General features: G+C 65.5%; 7 protein-coding genes. 2 read left to right on the top strand and 5 right to left on the bottom strand.

The genetic code is table 11. The features are described 5' to 3' along the window. Nucleotides 1-16: 16 nt before the first annotated feature. Together GVM20_RS13285 and GVM20_RS13280 are read right to left on the bottom strand one after the other, a co-directional pair. On the bottom strand, nucleotides 17-1,549 hold the full coding sequence (locus tag GVM20_RS13285) for a tryptophan halogenase family protein (RefSeq protein WP_353653163.1): 1,533 nt from the start codon (nucleotides 1,547-1,549) through the stop codon (nucleotides 17-19). Nucleotides 1,550-1,551: 2 nt separating this feature from the next. Further along, a complete protein-coding gene (locus GVM20_RS13280) occupies nucleotides 1,552-3,123 on the bottom strand; it encodes a tryptophan halogenase family protein (protein WP_234032014.1) in 1,572 nt (523 codons plus the stop codon). Between the two features lie 167 nt (nucleotides 3,124-3,290). Here GVM20_RS13280 and GVM20_RS13275 point away from each other — a divergent pair, with 167 nt between their 5' ends. After that, nucleotides 3,291-6,665, top strand: coding sequence for a TonB-dependent receptor (locus tag GVM20_RS13275; protein ID WP_166547668.1), 3,375 nt, complete (start codon nucleotides 3,291-3,293; stop codon nucleotides 6,663-6,665). A gap of 145 nt (nucleotides 6,666-6,810) precedes the next feature. Here GVM20_RS13275 and GVM20_RS13270 read toward each other — a convergent pair whose 3' ends face one another. The 3 genes from GVM20_RS13270 to GVM20_RS13260 are packed head-to-tail and all read right to left on the bottom strand — an operon-like array spanning nucleotide 6,811 to nucleotide 12,804. Next, nucleotides 6,811-8,019 (bottom strand): endo-1,4-beta-xylanase, encoded by a 1,209-nt coding sequence (locus tag GVM20_RS13270; protein WP_166547667.1) that lies wholly within the window; start codon nucleotides 8,017-8,019, stop codon nucleotides 6,811-6,813. Nucleotide 8,020: 1 nt separating this feature from the next. After that, the gene (locus tag GVM20_RS13265; RefSeq protein ID WP_166547693.1) at nucleotides 8,021-10,372 is read right to left on the bottom strand and encodes a glycoside hydrolase family 3 N-terminal domain-containing protein; all 2,352 of its coding nucleotides are present in this window, start codon (nucleotides 10,370-10,372) and stop codon (nucleotides 8,021-8,023) included. A gap of 29 nt (nucleotides 10,373-10,401) precedes the next feature. Further along, on the bottom strand, nucleotides 10,402-12,804 hold the full coding sequence (locus GVM20_RS13260) for a glycoside hydrolase family 3 N-terminal domain-containing protein (protein WP_166547666.1): 2,403 nt from the start codon (nucleotides 12,802-12,804) through the stop codon (nucleotides 10,402-10,404). A gap of 93 nt (nucleotides 12,805-12,897) precedes the next feature. Here GVM20_RS13260 and GVM20_RS13255 point away from each other — a divergent pair, with 93 nt between their 5' ends. Next, nucleotides 12,898-15,021 carry an alpha-glucuronidase gene (locus GVM20_RS13255; RefSeq protein WP_353653162.1) on the top strand — a complete coding sequence of 708 codons (2,124 nt, stop codon included), beginning with the start codon at nucleotides 12,898-12,900 and terminating at the stop codon, nucleotides 15,019-15,021. Nucleotides 15,022-15,072: the final 51 nt, after the last annotated feature.

Raw genomic sequence — 15,072 nt, 5'->3', positions numbered from 1 at the left:
GGGAGGGGAAGATTACTCACGCTGTGAGATATTCCGAGCGCGGGATCGCGCCGCCGTTCTGGTGCAGGAATTCATCCTGCGTTGGTAGCTGATCGACTGTCTGGCGGATCACGTCGCGGATATGCGCCAGCCGGGTGCGGGTTTCGGCCTCGTCCAGCATCCACGCTGCCGGGTGATAGGACTGCGGGGTCACCCCCTGGCTAAGCATCACCGACAGCCAGCTGTCTTCGGTGAACAGCTCGTTGTTCTCACGGATGATCCGGCCCGAGGAGCGGAATATTTCGAGCTTTTCGGCAAGGCCATCGGGAGGCGGCAAGTTGCGGCAGTAACGCCAGAATTCCGAATCATCCCGCTCACTGGCGCGGTAGTGCAGCACCAGAAAATCCCGGATATTGCGATATTCGCGCGTGGTCTCGAAGTTGAAGCGGTCAATCTCGACCGCCGAGAAGCCGGTATCGGGAAACAGCGCCAGCAACCGCGCGATGCCCGATTGCACCAGATGGATCGACGTCGATTCGAGCGGTTCGAGAAAGCCCGCCGCCAGCCCCAGAGCGACCACGTTCTTCTCCCAGGCCCGGGCGCGGTGCCCGGCGGCAAAGGCGATCTGGTTGGGATCGGCGAGCGGTTTGCCATCGAGGTTCGCCAGCAACAGATCGGTCGCCGCAGTGCGGTCAATGTGGGCCGAGGAGAACACATGGCCATTGCCGATCCGGTGCTGGAGCGGAATGCGCCACTGCCATCCGGCGGTGCGCGCGGTGGAGCGAGTCAGCGGTTCATTGCGCCCGCCCAGTTCGCAAGGCACCGCAACCGCACTGTCGCACGGCAGCCATTTGGTCCAGTCGATGAAAGGCACGTCCAGCGCCTGTCCCAGCAGCAGCGAACGGAAGCCCGAGCAGTCGATGAACAGCTCGCCCGCAATGTCGCGCCCGTCATCCAAGGTGACGGCCGTGACGAAGCCCGTCTCGCCATCCTGCTGTACGCCGGTGATCCGCCCTTCGACCCGCACCGCGCCCGCGTTCTCGGCATAGCCGCGCAGGAAGCGGGCGTAGCGGCCCGCGTCGAACTGGAAGGCGTAGGACAGTTTCGACATCGGCGATTTGGGGTTGTCGGGCCGGGGCCAGCCGAACCGGCCCGATTTGCCCGCCACCGCAGCCACCGAATAATCGTCGATCCGCGAGGTATCGCCCACCTGCTGTCCGCGCAGCCAGAAATGCTGGAATTCGATTCCGAGCATGTCGATCCCGAAGCTGCCGAAGGGGTGCACGTAGGAATGCCCCGGCCTGAGCCAGTCAACGAACTCGATCCCGAGTTTGTAGGTCGCGCGGGTTTCGCGCATGAACTGCATTTCATCGAGGCCGAGCAGGCGGTTGAAGCCGATGATCTGCGGGATGGTCGCCTCACCCACGCCAACCGTGCCGATCGCTTCGCTTTCGACGAGCGTGACCGACAGGCCCGGCATTTGCCCGAGCACCCGGACGAGGGCCGCAGCCGTCATCCACCCGGCGGTGCCGCCGCCGACCACCACGATCTTCGTGACGGGCTGCGGCACGCTCACGCGTTCACCGCTTGCGCAGGCGCAATCGGTGCGGCGGCTTCGTTCCAGCTGCCCGATTGGCGCAGGAAGGCCTCATGCACCGGCAGCTTGCCGGCGATGTCGTGATAAGCCTCGCGCATCTGCGCCATCGCGGCGGCGACCTTGTCTTCGTCCAGCGTGTCGGCGATCGGATCATGCATGTCGGGCCAGATGTTCTGCCCCAGCATCACCGCAATCCAGCTCGGCGCGGTGAACAGCTCGGCATTTTCGCGGAACACCCGCCCGCGATGCTGCCACAGCGCCATCTTGCGGGCGAGGCTGTCGGGCACGCTCATGTGGCGGACATAGCGCCAGAACTCCGAATCCTCCCGCTGTGTCGCCTTGTAGTGAAGGATGATGAAGTCGCGCACATCCTCGAACAATTCGCGCATCCCGCGATTATATTCGTCGCGCTCAATCGGGCGGATCGGATTGTCGGGAAACAGCGCGAACAGGCGGGCGATCCCGTTCTGGATGAGGTGGATACTGGTCGATTCGAGCGGCTCGATAAAGCCCGACGACAGCCCGATGGCGACGACATTGTGGTTCCACGCCTTGCGCCGCATCCCGGTGAGGAAGCGCAAGGCCCGCGGTTCGCCCAGCGGCTCGGTTTCAAGGTTGGCAAGCAGGATGTCGCGCGCGCGCTCTTCGCTCATGAAGGCGCTGGAAAAGACATGGCCATTGCCGGTACGGTGCTGGAGCGGGATGCGCCATTGCCATCCCGCAGCATGTGCGGTGGAGCGGGTGAAGGGATCGGGCGGGCCGGGACTGCGGCTGGGCACGGCCAGCGCGCGGTCCATCGGCAACCAGCGGCTCCAATCCTCGTAACCTGTTTCAAGCGCGTCCTCGATCAGCAGGCCCCTGAAGCCCGAGCAATCGATAAACAGATCGCCCGCAACGGTGACGCCGCTGTCCAGCGTGACACTATCCACATCGCCGCTTTCGCCATTGCGCGAGACGCTGGTGATCTGGCCCTCGATCCGGGTCACGCCCTGACGCGTCGCCAGACGGCGCAGGAAGGCCGCATAAAGACCGGCATCGAAGTGGTAGGCATAGGCGATCTGGTTCACCAGCGACTGTGCCCCCGCGGCCGGGCGGGCAAAGCGGCCCATGCGTGCCGCGGCCGTGCTCATCGAATAGTCGCCGATATCACCTGCACCCATGCTGCGGGCGCGCTCACGCAGGAACAATTGGTGGAAGGCGATGCCGTGGAGGTCCTGACCGTAGGTGCCGAAGGGGTGGAAGTAGCGATCGCCGACCTGGCCCCAATTGACGAACTCAATCCCCAGTTTGCAGGTGCCGCGAGTCTCGCGCAGAAATTCCGCTTCGGGAATGTCGAGCATCGCGTTGAAGCTGCGAATCGGCGGGATGGTGGCTTCACCCACGCCGACCGTGCCGATCGCGTCGGATTCGATCAGGGTGACGGTGCGCTGCCCATCATTGAAGAACCGCACAAGCGCGGCAGCCGCCATCCATCCGGCGGTGCCGCCACCGACGATTACAACCCGTGCAAGGCGGTTCGCGTTACCGATACCATTCATCCCAGCCATCCTATCCCAACCCTACCGTGCCGGGAGATTGTTGGCAAATTGCCACAGTTCCCCTGCAAATCTACGAAGACCTATTGTCAAGCGCCCCACACAGCGATAAGCCATCGTCCCACAAGAGGGCAAGCTATCTAGCAATAAATGATAGCGCTAACATGGGGAGGGATCTTATGCGCACAGCAGTGCAAGGCCATGGCGTTGGGGCAGGCGCCAGGGACTCGTGGTTCAAAAGCGCATTGCGCGCCGGTGCATCGGCACTGGTTGTCAGCAGCGCGATCAGCGGCAGCGGCGTCTGGGCGCAGGAGCAAACCCAACCCGAACCGGAGGTCGAAGACACGACTGCGGTGGAAGAGCCCGTCAACGAAATCATCGTCAGCGGCCTGCGCGCCTCGCTCGCCAATGCCCAGAACGTCAAGAAGAACGCCGACACCGTCGTCGATGCGATCACCGCGCAGGATATTGGCGCGCTGCCCGATCGTTCGGTGACCGAAGCGCTTCAGCGCGTTCCGGGCGTCGCCATCAACCGTTTTGCCGGATCGAACGATCCCGACCACTTCTCGGTCGAAGGTTCGGGCGTCGTGGTGCGCGGCCTGAACTTCGTGCGTTCGGAATTCAACGGCCGCAGCGCCTTTGGTTCGGGCGTCGGCGGGCAGGCGCTCAACTTTGCCGACGTGCCGGCCGAACTGCTCGGCTCGGTCATCATCAGCAAGAACGCCACGGCCGAATCCATCGAAGGCGGTCTCGCCGGTACGGTCAACCTCAACACCCGCAAGCCGTTCGACAACAACGGCTTCAAGGTCGCCTTCAGCGCCGAGGCCAACTATGGCGATTTCCGCAAGGAATGGACGCCGACGCTCTCCGGGCTGATCAGCAACACCTGGGATACCGACAAGGGCCGCTTCGGCCTGCTGTTCAGCGGCTCCTATTCCGAGATCAAGAGCCGCGCCGATGGTTTGCAGGTCGCCAACTACCAGACCCGTGACGGGCAGTTGGTCAATGCTGCCAATGCGGGCGGCGTACGCGTCTGTCGCAATCCGCTGCCGAGTTCGGCGGACAATTTCACCTTGCCGGGCGCAGGCGCTTTGTGCGGCGCGAATGGCGTGGCCGGAGCGGACGGCTTTGCCGATTACGCCGCGTCGCGCGTGGCCCCGGTGGGCGGCCAGTTCCGCACGCAGGAATTCGATCGCAAGCGCAACGGGATCGCGGTTTCGGCGCAGTTTGAGTCGATCGACGAAAAGACCCTGATCACGGCGGAGTTCATTCGTTCAGCCTCAACCAACAAGTGGGGCGAGTACACTTTCGAGGCCGCGCCCGATCTGTCCGAATATCAGACCTATCCGATCGGCTGCCGGCAGAATGCCGACGGCCCGAACCGGGTCAACCCCGATGGGTCGGCGGGTGATCCCACGCCGCGCGCGCAATGCCCGGTCGGCGGGTTCACCGACTTCATCTATGACGACACCGGGCTGTTCCAGTCGGGCTATATCGTCAACGCATCGAATGGCTGGCGCGGCGATCCGGGCGCATCGCCCTTCGTGCCGATTGGCGGGCTTCAGCAGTCGCTGGCGCGCCGTCAGGTCGACGACCGGATCACCAACGAAGACTACTCGATCAACCTGCGCACCGAATTGACCGATCGCTTCACGGTCGAGATCGACGCGCAATATGCGACCTCGCGCAAGCAGAACCTCGACTTCAGCGTGTTCGGTTCGTCCTTCGCCGACCAGGAGCTCGACATTTCGGGCGATCTGCCGGTGATCATCCCGCGCAAACCGCAATACCTCGGCTATGTCTGGTCGACGCCGGGCGCCGATCTCGCGGGTGCGACGGAAGAGCAATACTTCACCGATCCCCGCTTCCAGTTCTGGCGGGCGGCGATGGATCACATCGAGGACAGCACCGGCAAGCAATATGCCTTCCAGGCGGACTTCGCCTACGAGTTCGATGACGACGCCTTCCTGCGCAAGGCCAAGTGGGGCGCGCGCTATCAGGACCGCGATCAGACGGTGCGGTACACCACCTATAACTGGGGGATGCTGAGCGAGACCTGGTCGGGCAGCCGTCCGGTCAACTTCGCCGATAGCACGCAGGTCCCATCGGAACGCTATGAATTCCCGAACTTCTTCCGCGGCAAGGTGCCCGGCCCTCCGGGTGCGTTCTACTATGCCGGGGATCTGATCGGCGATTACGAAGGCGCGATTGGCGACTTCCAGTCGGTGCAGGATCAGGCCCGCGCGCTCGGCGCCTCGCCGAGCTGGGTGCCGCTGTCGGGCCGTCAGAACGCCATCGCCGGAACGCCGTACCTGCCCGAGGATATTCAGCCGATTGCCCAGCAGGATACGGCTGCCTACGTGCAGCTCGAATTCGGCACGGACAACCTGTTCGGCGATCTACGCCTGTCGGGCAATGTCGGCCTGCGCTACGTCAACACCGCGATCCGCTCGCAAGGGTCGATCGGGGTGCCGAGCGGCCAAGCGCTCAACATCCTCGATCCGTTCGATGTTCGCTGCGCCGCCGTGGTGCCGCCGGGCGCACCTCCCGGCACTGTGCCGTCGCGGCCGGGTGGGGTCTGCAATCTCGGACCGCAAGGCTATGCCGACCTCCAGACCTTTGCTGGCAGCGGCGGATCGCAGTTCGATGTGGCCGATGTCGATTACAGCTTCTGGCTGCCCAGCCTCAACCTCAAGCTGGGTGTGACCGATGATGTGATTTTCCGCTTTGCGGGATCGAAGGTGCTGACCCGGCCCGACAACTCCTATGTTCGCAACTTCCTCCAGATCGGTCTGGGGCAGAGCGGCGAGCTGACGGCCCAATCCGGCAATCCCTTCATCCGTCCGGCCACCGCGTGGCAGTTCGACCTTACCGCCGAATGGTATTTCGACACGGTCGGCTCGTTGACGTTCAATGCCTTCTACAAGGACATCAAGGACTTCTTCTATCAGGAGGTTACCAGCCGTCAGGTCACCAGCAATGGGATCACCCGCGATGTGCTGGTGCGTGGTCCGGCCAACTTCGACGATAACGGGAAGATCAAGGGCTTCGAGGTAGCCTACCAGCAGACCTACGACTTCCTGCCCAAACCGCTCGATGGCTTGGGGGTGGCTGCCAACTACACCTACATCAAGAGCAGCGGCCTGCCGAACACCTTCCTCAATACCGGCGAGCCGGTGGACGAATCCACCATCCCGCCGGGCAACCTGCCGCTGGAACAGCTGTCGAAGCACAACATCAACGCGACGGTGTTCTACGAGAAGGGGCCGTTCAGCTTGCGGGCCGCCTATAACTGGCGCTCACGCTTCCTGCTGACCCCGGCGGATGTAATCTTCCCGTTCTACTCGATCTTCAATGAGTCGACCGGGCAGCTCGATGCCTCGATCTTCTTCAACGTGACGAAGGATATCCGGGTCGGTGTGCAAGGGGTGAATCTGCTCGACGAGGTCACCAAGACCACCCAGGCCTACACCGGCGACGCCAGCGTGCTGGCCCCGCGTTCGTTCTTCATGAACGACCGGCGCTTCTCCTTCATCGTGCGGGGCAACTTCTAACCCCTTACGACATCAGTCCCCAGGGAAAGGGCTCTCCGGCATCTGCCGGGGGGCCCTTTTCCGTTGGTGGGGGCGGCGGGCAGCGCGGCGCAAAAAAAGGCCCGGGACAGCGCCCGGGCCACAGGAATGCGCTGCTGCGAGGAGATCAGCCGGCAGCGCTCATCACGTTGGCCAGTGCGGTGCGCAGTGGCTTGGCGCGATATTGGGAATCGTAAGGCGTGCCGCGCACTTCCTGCCCATCGGCGCGCTTGGAGGGCTCAAAGCCTTGCAGCCAGTTGAACTTATCGACCATGCCCCAGGCGAGCACGTCATCGAGCTTCGCATCATAATCGAACATCAGATCGAAATAGCGCCGCGCGAAGTCAGCGACCTTCTCGTCGCGCTGAGCAATATTGGCGGGGAGCGCCTTGTCCTTCACGTCGAACTCGGTGATCAGCAGGCGGTATCCCATGGCGGTCACTTCATCGAGGAACCTGCGCCACTCACGCTCGGCATAGGGGCCGACGCCCGTGGCCGGATCAATCGCGAAGATCTCGATATGCGACTGGATGCCGAGCGCATCGACCGGGGTGCCGCGCTTCCTGAATCCTTCGAGCAGGCGCAGCACGTCGGCGCAGTGGCGCTGGTGCTGCGGCTCCCAGCTCATGTAGTCATTATAGACCAGCTGCGCGGTCGGCAGTTCGGCCCGCGCGGTATGAAAGGCGAGGTCGATCACGGCTTCGGGGCTGCCCATCGCGCGGCTCATGCTGGTTTCGATGGTGGCGCCCCGATCATGGTCGATCGCTTCATTGACCACGTCGTAGGAGGAGATGACGCCCTTGTAGCGGCGGGTGACCGTCTGGATGTGCTCAGTCAGCAGCCGTTCGGCCTCGCGCACCGGGTTGGCGCCATAATCATACGTGTTGAGCCAGTTCGGGAACCACTGCGGCCGGTGCCACAGCAGGGTGTGGCCGCGAACCGCGTGGGCGTTCTGCTGCGCCCAGCGGACGATCTCGTCCATGCGGTCGAAGGCGTAGACGGTCGGGGCGGGGCGGACAGCCTGCCACTTCATCTCGTTTTCGGGCACGACGATGCCGCATTCGCCCTTGATGATCGCGGTGTAATCCGCGTTCTGGATCGAACCGGCGTTGGTGGTGCCGGGGGTCGAAGCGATGGCGCTGCCGAACTTGCGGCCGCGCTGCGCAGCGATCGCGTTGAGGCCGGGTTGCGGCACGCCGGTGGCGGGGGGCGTGGGCGCGGGCGCACTGACCGGCGCGGGCGCAGCTCCTGCCGATCCGCCGCCGCAGCCGACCAGCGGCAAGGCGGCAAGCCCGGCGAGCGCCGCGCGGCGGGAGAGGGTGAAATCCGTATCCATGTCAGATGATCTCCACGTCGAGCGGGGTGAGGTTGGCCGAGCTGTTCCCCGCCCACAGCCGCAAGGGGCCGGACGGGTTGGTCTCGGTGAGATTCTCGTCCCACACCGCCAGCTGGCGGGCGGGGATGGTGAAGCTGAGCGTGCGGCTCTCACCCGGCTGGAGCGTGACACGCTGGAAGCCCGTCAGTTCGAGCACAGGGCGACTGACCGCGAGGCTGGAGCGGGTGATGTAGAGCTGCACCACCTCGTCGCCTGCCCGGGCGCCGGTGTTGGTCACGGTGACCGTGGCGCTGACATCCTCGTTGCGGGCGAAGCGGGGCTTGGCTGTGTGCGGGGCCGAGATGGCGAAGCTGGTGTAGCTGAGGCCGTGGCCAAAGGCGAACAGCGGGGCCTTGTCGTCAAACAGATACCCGCGCCGCGCGCTCGGCTTGTGGTTGTAGAACAGCGGGATCTGGCCTTCATTGCGGACGACGCTGACTGGCAGTTTCGCACCCGGATTGATCTCGCCCAGCAGCGCTTCGGCGACCGCCTGGCCGCCTTCCTGCCCCGGATACCAGCACTCCAGCACGGCATCGGCCTTGGCGATCACGTTCGGCCAGCTGGGCGGACGGCCATTGTAAGCGGCAACGATCAGCGGCTTGCCCAGACCTGCAAGCGCATCGACCAGCACGTTCTGTTCGCCGAGAATATCGATGCTGGTGCGGTCGCCGAGATGGTTTTTCGCAAAGCCTTCGCGGCTGGTCTGCTCGGTGTCACCGATGGCGAGGATGATGGTGTCGGCGGTGCGGGCGACGTCCACCGCCTCGGCGATGAGTTTGAGGTTGGCGGCGCGGTCAGCCAGCGTCACTTCGTCGGCTGAGCGATCCTCGCTGGTGGTGATGAACACGCCCTGCGCGGTGACGAAGTCAGCGTCCGGCGCAATCATGCGCAGCCCTTCGATCAGGCTGATGGTCTGCTTGGGCACGCTCGAATAGCCGCCGAGCCGCGCGATTGCATGGTTCGGCCCGATCACCGCTACCCGTCCCATTGCCTTGCGGTCCAATGGCAGCGCGCCCTTGTTGGTGAGCAAGCACACACCTTTACGCGCCGCCTCCAGCGCCAGCGCGCGGGCTTCGGCGTTCCCGGTCAGCGCCTCGGCCAGCGCGGCATCGCCATAGGGGTTCTCGAACAGCCCGCAGCGGAACTTGAACGCCAGCATCCGCGCGCACGCCGTATCGACCAGCGCGTGCGGAACGCGGCCCGCGCGCACGGCGTCTACCAGCGTGGCGAAGGCCTGACCTTCGGGCAATTCACTGTCCACCCCGGCGCGCAGGGCCTGATGCGCCGCATCCTCAAGATCGCGCGCGACGTGGTGGAGCGTGTCGAGCTCGTGCACCCCGCCGTAATCGCTGGCGATGATCCCGTCGAAGCCCCACTCGCCGCGCAGCACCGTGCCCAGCAGCCACGCATTGGCGTGAGAGGGCACCCCGTCGATCTCATTGTAGCTCGGCATCACCGCGCCGACCGAACAGCGCCGGACCACTTCGCGGAACGGAGGAAAGAAGTTTTCGCGCAGCTCCCGCTCGGCGATTTGCGCAGGGGCGACATTGTTGCCGCTTTCTGGCTGCCCGTGGCCGGTCATGTGCTTGAGCGTGGCGAAGACCTTGCCGTCCGCCAGCCGCTCGAACTTGCCCGGCCCTTGCAGGCCTTCGACGGCCGCGACCGCCATTTCGGCGGCGAGGTAGGGGTCTTCACCCCACGTCTCCTCAATCCGTCCCCAGCGCGGATCGCGGACGATATCGACCACCGGGGAGAGCACCAGCGGCACCCCGCGCGCGCGGGTTTCGCGCGCGATCACCGACTGGACGCGGCGCATCAGATTGGTGTCGAAGCTTCCCGCCAGCGCGATGGCTTGCGGGAACATCGTCGCGTCGGTCGCCATGTAGCCGTGTAGCGATTCCTCGTGGAGCAGCACCGGGATGCCGAGGCGGGTGTCCTCCACCGCCCAGCGTTGCAGCGCATTGATGAAGGCAACCGTCTCGGTCGGCGTGCGCCAGCGTGCCGCCGTCCCGCCGGCCGCGCCGGTGATGCCGGGGACGCCGCGCTTGTCGCTCGGACGGGTGACGTGGCCGATCCCGTCGGGGAAGGCGGCGCTGGCCTTGGCGGGATCGAACGCGAGGCCATCGATCATGTCAGCTTTCGCCGCCCATGCCGTGCGGATTTGCGCGACCTTTTCCTCAAGCGTCATCCGCGCCATCAGGTCGGCGACGCGCAGGGGGATGGGCGCCGCAGCGTCCTTATAAACCGGGCCGCCCTGCGCCCACACCGCCGGTCCCGCCGTCAGCGCCAGCACGGCGAGGCTGCCGCCTGCCATGAGGCGCAGCGCATGACGGCGGGTGTGGCTCACTCAGTCACCGTCAGCGTGACGCTCTGCACCTCCGCCGAGTTGGCGCCGGTCATCAGCGTGAAGGTGCCCGGTTCGACGACCTGCTTCATCTCGGTGTTCCACAGCATGAAGGCGCGCGGCTGAACCGTGATCGCCACATTGCGGGTCTCACCGGGGGCGAGGGAGACGCGCTGGAAGCCGACCAGCTCCTTCACCGGGCGCGTGACCGAGCTGACATCGTCGCGCAGGTACACCTGCACCACTTCATCGCCCGCGCGTTTGCCGGTGTTGGTGACCGGCACCGTCACCGTCACGCTTTGACCGGCCTTGATGCTGCTCGCCGAAAGCTGCGGCGCGCCCAGCGCGAAGGTGGTGTAGCTGAGGCCCCAACCGAAGGGGTAGAGCGGCGTCACCTCGTCGAACAGATACCCGCGCCGCGCGCTCGGCTTGTGGTTGTAGAACATCGGCAATTGCCCGGCGTTGCGCGCGGTCGAAACGGGCATCTTGCCGCCGGGGTTGATATTGCCCAGCAGCGCATCGGCAATCGCCGTGCCCTGCTGCTCGCCCGCGTACCAGGTTTCCAAGATCGCATCGGCTTCGGCCGCGATGGTCGGGTAGCTCGGCGGGCGGCCATTGACGAGCACGGCGACCACCGGCTTGCCCAGCGCCTTCAGCGCGGCGAACAATGCGTTCTGTTCGCCCACCAGATCCAGACTGGTGCGGTCGCCCAAGTGTCCTGCGGCCCAGCCTTCGCGGCTGGTCTTTTCGGTGTCGCCGATGAACAGCACGATGGTGTCGGCATTCTTGGCGACCTCGACCGCTTCGGCAATGCGGCGACGGTTCTCGGCCGGGTCGGCGAGCTCGACCGGATCGTCCCACCAGTCGCTGTCACCCTTGACGATCTCGACCCCCAGCGCGTGGACGATCCGCGCCTTGTCACCCACAGCCGCGCGGATGCCTGCGAGCGGCGTGACGCTCGCACGCGGTTCGCCGTAATAGCCGCCCAGCCGCGCGACATCGGCGTTGGGGCCGATCACCGCGATGGTGGGCTTCTTGCCTGACGCGGGCAGCGCCAGCGGAAGCGCGCCATTGTTCTTGAGCAGCACCAGCGACTTTTCCGCCGCTCGCCGCGCCAAAGCCACCGCGTCCGGCCCGTTCGAGGTCTTCGCCTTGGCCAGATCGGGCCAAGGGTTGTCGAACAGCCCGGCGTTGAACTTGGTGGTCAGCAGGCGGCGCACCGCATTGTCGATTGCCGACTGCGGCACGCGGCCTTCCCGCACGCTGCGCGCGAGGTCCTTGAAGCCTGCGCCTTCGGGCAGATCGACATCGACGCCGGCCAACAGCGCGATCTCGCCCGCGCGCGCATTGTCGGGCGCGATGTGGTGCAGGCGGGCCATGTCCTCGATCGCGTAGTAATCCGAGACGACCGCGCCCTTGTACTTCCACTCGCCGCGCAACACGTCATCCAGCAGCCAGCGGTTGGCGTGGCTCGGCACCCCGTCGATCTCGTTATAGCTCGCCATCACCGCGTCGATCGCGGTGCGTTTGACCACCTGTTCGAACGGCGGGAAGAACATCTCGCGCAAGGTCCGCTCGCTGATCTGGGCGGGGCCGACATTGGTGCCGCTTTCGGGCTGGCCGTGGCCGGTCATATGCTTGAGCGTCGCCATCACCTTGCCCGGCGCAAGCTTGCGCGTGGTGCCGGTGCCCATCAGCCCTTCGACCGAGGCGACGCCCATTTCGCCGACGAGGAACGGGTCTTCGCCGAAGGTCTCCTCGATCCGGCCCCAGCGCGGATCGCGCGCGACATCCACCACGGGAGAGAGCACCGAGTGGACGCCGCGCGCGTGGGTCTCGTCAGCGATCAGGGCATTGATGTCGCGGATCAACGCGGGGTCCCAGGTGCTGGCAAGACCAATGGCCTGCGGAAAGGCGGTCGCATCCTTGGCGGCGAGGCCGTGGAGCGATTCCTCGTGAAACAGGACGGGGATGCCGAGCCGGGTGTTCTGCATCGCCCACTTTTGCGCATCGATCACATACTGGATGCTGGCTTCGATCGAGCGGCGCGGCACCTTGCGCGGGGAGGATGGTCCGGCGCGGTCAGAAGGGCGGGCGATCTGGCCGATTCCATCGGGGAATTTTGCAGCGGCCTTGGCGGGATCGAATACGTCGCCTTCACCCTGGATCTGGGCCTTGCTGTCCCAGATGGTGAGGAGCTGAGCGACCTTTTCGTCCAGCGTCATGCGCGCCAGCAGGTCTTCGACGCGCTGCTCGGTCGGCAGGTTGGCGTTCCAGTAGGGCGCGTCCTTCATCGCCCGCTCGACCGCCACTGGCTGCGCCAAAGTCGGCGGTGTGGCCATGATCCCGAACGCTGCCAGACACACGCCAGCCGCCAGCGCGGCCCGCTTGATCCCTCTCATCCTAAGTCCCTCTCCTGCCACGACGGTTTGACTGACCGCGCACTTTTGCTGCCACGGCAGCTTGACTGGCGGCCGTTGTGTGGTAGCGCTACCATGATGAGAGGGACGGGCCTTGTCAACCGGCTTGCGATGCTGATTGCGGCAGTGGGGGCAGCGATGTTCCCGCTGGCTCCGTTGCACGCCGAGGATGGCTATGACCTGTGGCTGCGCCATGCGCCACTGTCGGCCGTCGACGCGCAGGCGGCGCGGCCTTACCTGGGGCGGGGCGTCCAGCTGCTCGGAGAGATGTCGCCGACGGTGAAACTGGCGCTGGATGAACTGGGCCAAGCGGGTGAGCGCATGACCGGGCTCGAACCATCGCCCCATCCCGCGCTCGTGCTCGCGCGCGCAGACCGGCTCGAATCCGGCGGCTATCCGAGCGATCCGCGACTGGCGGGGGCGCCGCCCGGAAGCTATTCGATCCGCGCCGTACGCTCGGGCCGCATCCTGATCACCGCCCATGATGATCTTGGGCTGCTCTATGGTGCCTTCGCGCTGATCCGCCACATTGGAGTGACCGGCACGGTGGCTGGGGTCGAGGCGTTTTCCGCCCCCGCCATGCCGCTCAGGATGCTCAACCACTGGGACAATCCCGATGGGCACGTTGAGCGTGGCTATGCCGGGCGTTCGATCTTTGACTGGTGGCACCTGCCCGAAAAGCTCGATCCCCGGATGATCGACTATGCCCGCGCCAATGCGAGCGTGGGCATCAATGCGGTGGTGGTGAACAACGTCAACGCCCGCGGCTTCATGCTGGAGCCGCGCTATATCGCCAAACTCAAGCGGCTGGCGGACACGTGGCGGCCCTATGGCATCCGAGTGTTCATGTCGGCGCGGTTTTCGGCGCCGAGGGACATCGGCGGGCTGCCCACCGCCGACCCGCTCGACGCGGCGGTGGCGGCATGGTGGCGGGCCAAGGCGGACGAAATTTACGCGAGCATCCCAGATTTCGGCGGGTTCCTTGTCAAGGCCAACTCCGAAGGCCAGCCCGGCCCGCAGGACTATGGCCGCAGCCATGCCGACGGCGCCAATATGCTCGCCGCTGCGCTGGGGACGCGCGGCACGGTGATCTGGCGGGCGTTCGTCTACAAGGCGGAGGATGACACCGACCGGACGATGCAGGCCTATGCCGAATTCGCGCCGCTCGACCGACAGTTCGCCGACAACGTGATCCTCCAGATCAAGAACGGCCCGCTCGACTTCCAGCCGCGTGAGCCGTTCCACCCCCTGTTCGGCGCGATGCCCAAGACCAAGGTGATGCTGGAAGCGCAGATCACCCGCGAATATCTCGGGCAGGCGACCGGCATGGCCTACCTCGCGCCGCTGTGGAAAGAGGTGCTGGCAGCGGACACCGGGCGGGGCGGGACCGTCGCCCAGATCGTCGCCCCGGTCGGTATGGCGGGCGTCGCCAATACGGGATCGGATCGTAACTGGACCGGCACCCATTTCGATGCCGCCAACTGGTATGCCTTCGGACGGCTCGCATGGAACCCCGCGCTGACCAGCGATCAGATCGCGCGCGAATGGACCGCGCAGACCTTCACCCGCGCCGCGGCGCCGCGCGAGGCGATCGTGCAGATGATGCTTGGCAGCCGCGAGACCGTGGTGAAATACACCAGCCCGCTCGGCCTCGCGCACCTGATGGGCACCGGCCACCACTATGGCCCCGCGCCGTGGGTGTGCGATCTGGAACGGCCCGACTGGAACCCGTGCTACTACCACCGCGCGGACGCCCAAGGCATCGGGTTTGACCGCACAACCACCGGCTCGAACGCGCTCGCCCAATATGCACCTGCGGTTGCCAACCAGTGGGCTGACCCCGCCACCGCCAATCCGCGCTACCTCTTGTGGTTCCACCACCTGCCGTGGACCCACCGCATGGCCAGCGGGCGGACGTTGTGGGATGAACTCGTGACCACCTACGATCAGGGCGTGCTTGAAACCGAGGCGAGGGCGCAGGGCTGGGCGGCGCTCGCCCCCCATATCGACCCGGAACGCCACGCCGCCGTTGCGACCGATCTCGCGATCCAGCGCACAGAAGCGCGCTGGTGGCGCAACGCTTCGCTCAGCTTTTGGCAATCGCTCCACAGCCTCCCGCTCCCGGCCGGAGCCGCGCCGATCCCCGAGCGCCTTGAGGCTTATCAGGCCCGCACCTTTCCCGAGGCGCCCGGCCAATGACACCGCTTATGTTAGCGCCTATCATCGTGCTTGCTGACACTCGGCGCATCG

This window comes from Porphyrobacter sp. SLTP, from assembly GCF_009905735.1.
GTDB lineage: Bacteria > Pseudomonadota > Alphaproteobacteria > Sphingomonadales > Sphingomonadaceae > Erythrobacter.
This window is presented reverse-complemented; position numbering and strand designations above follow the sequence as displayed.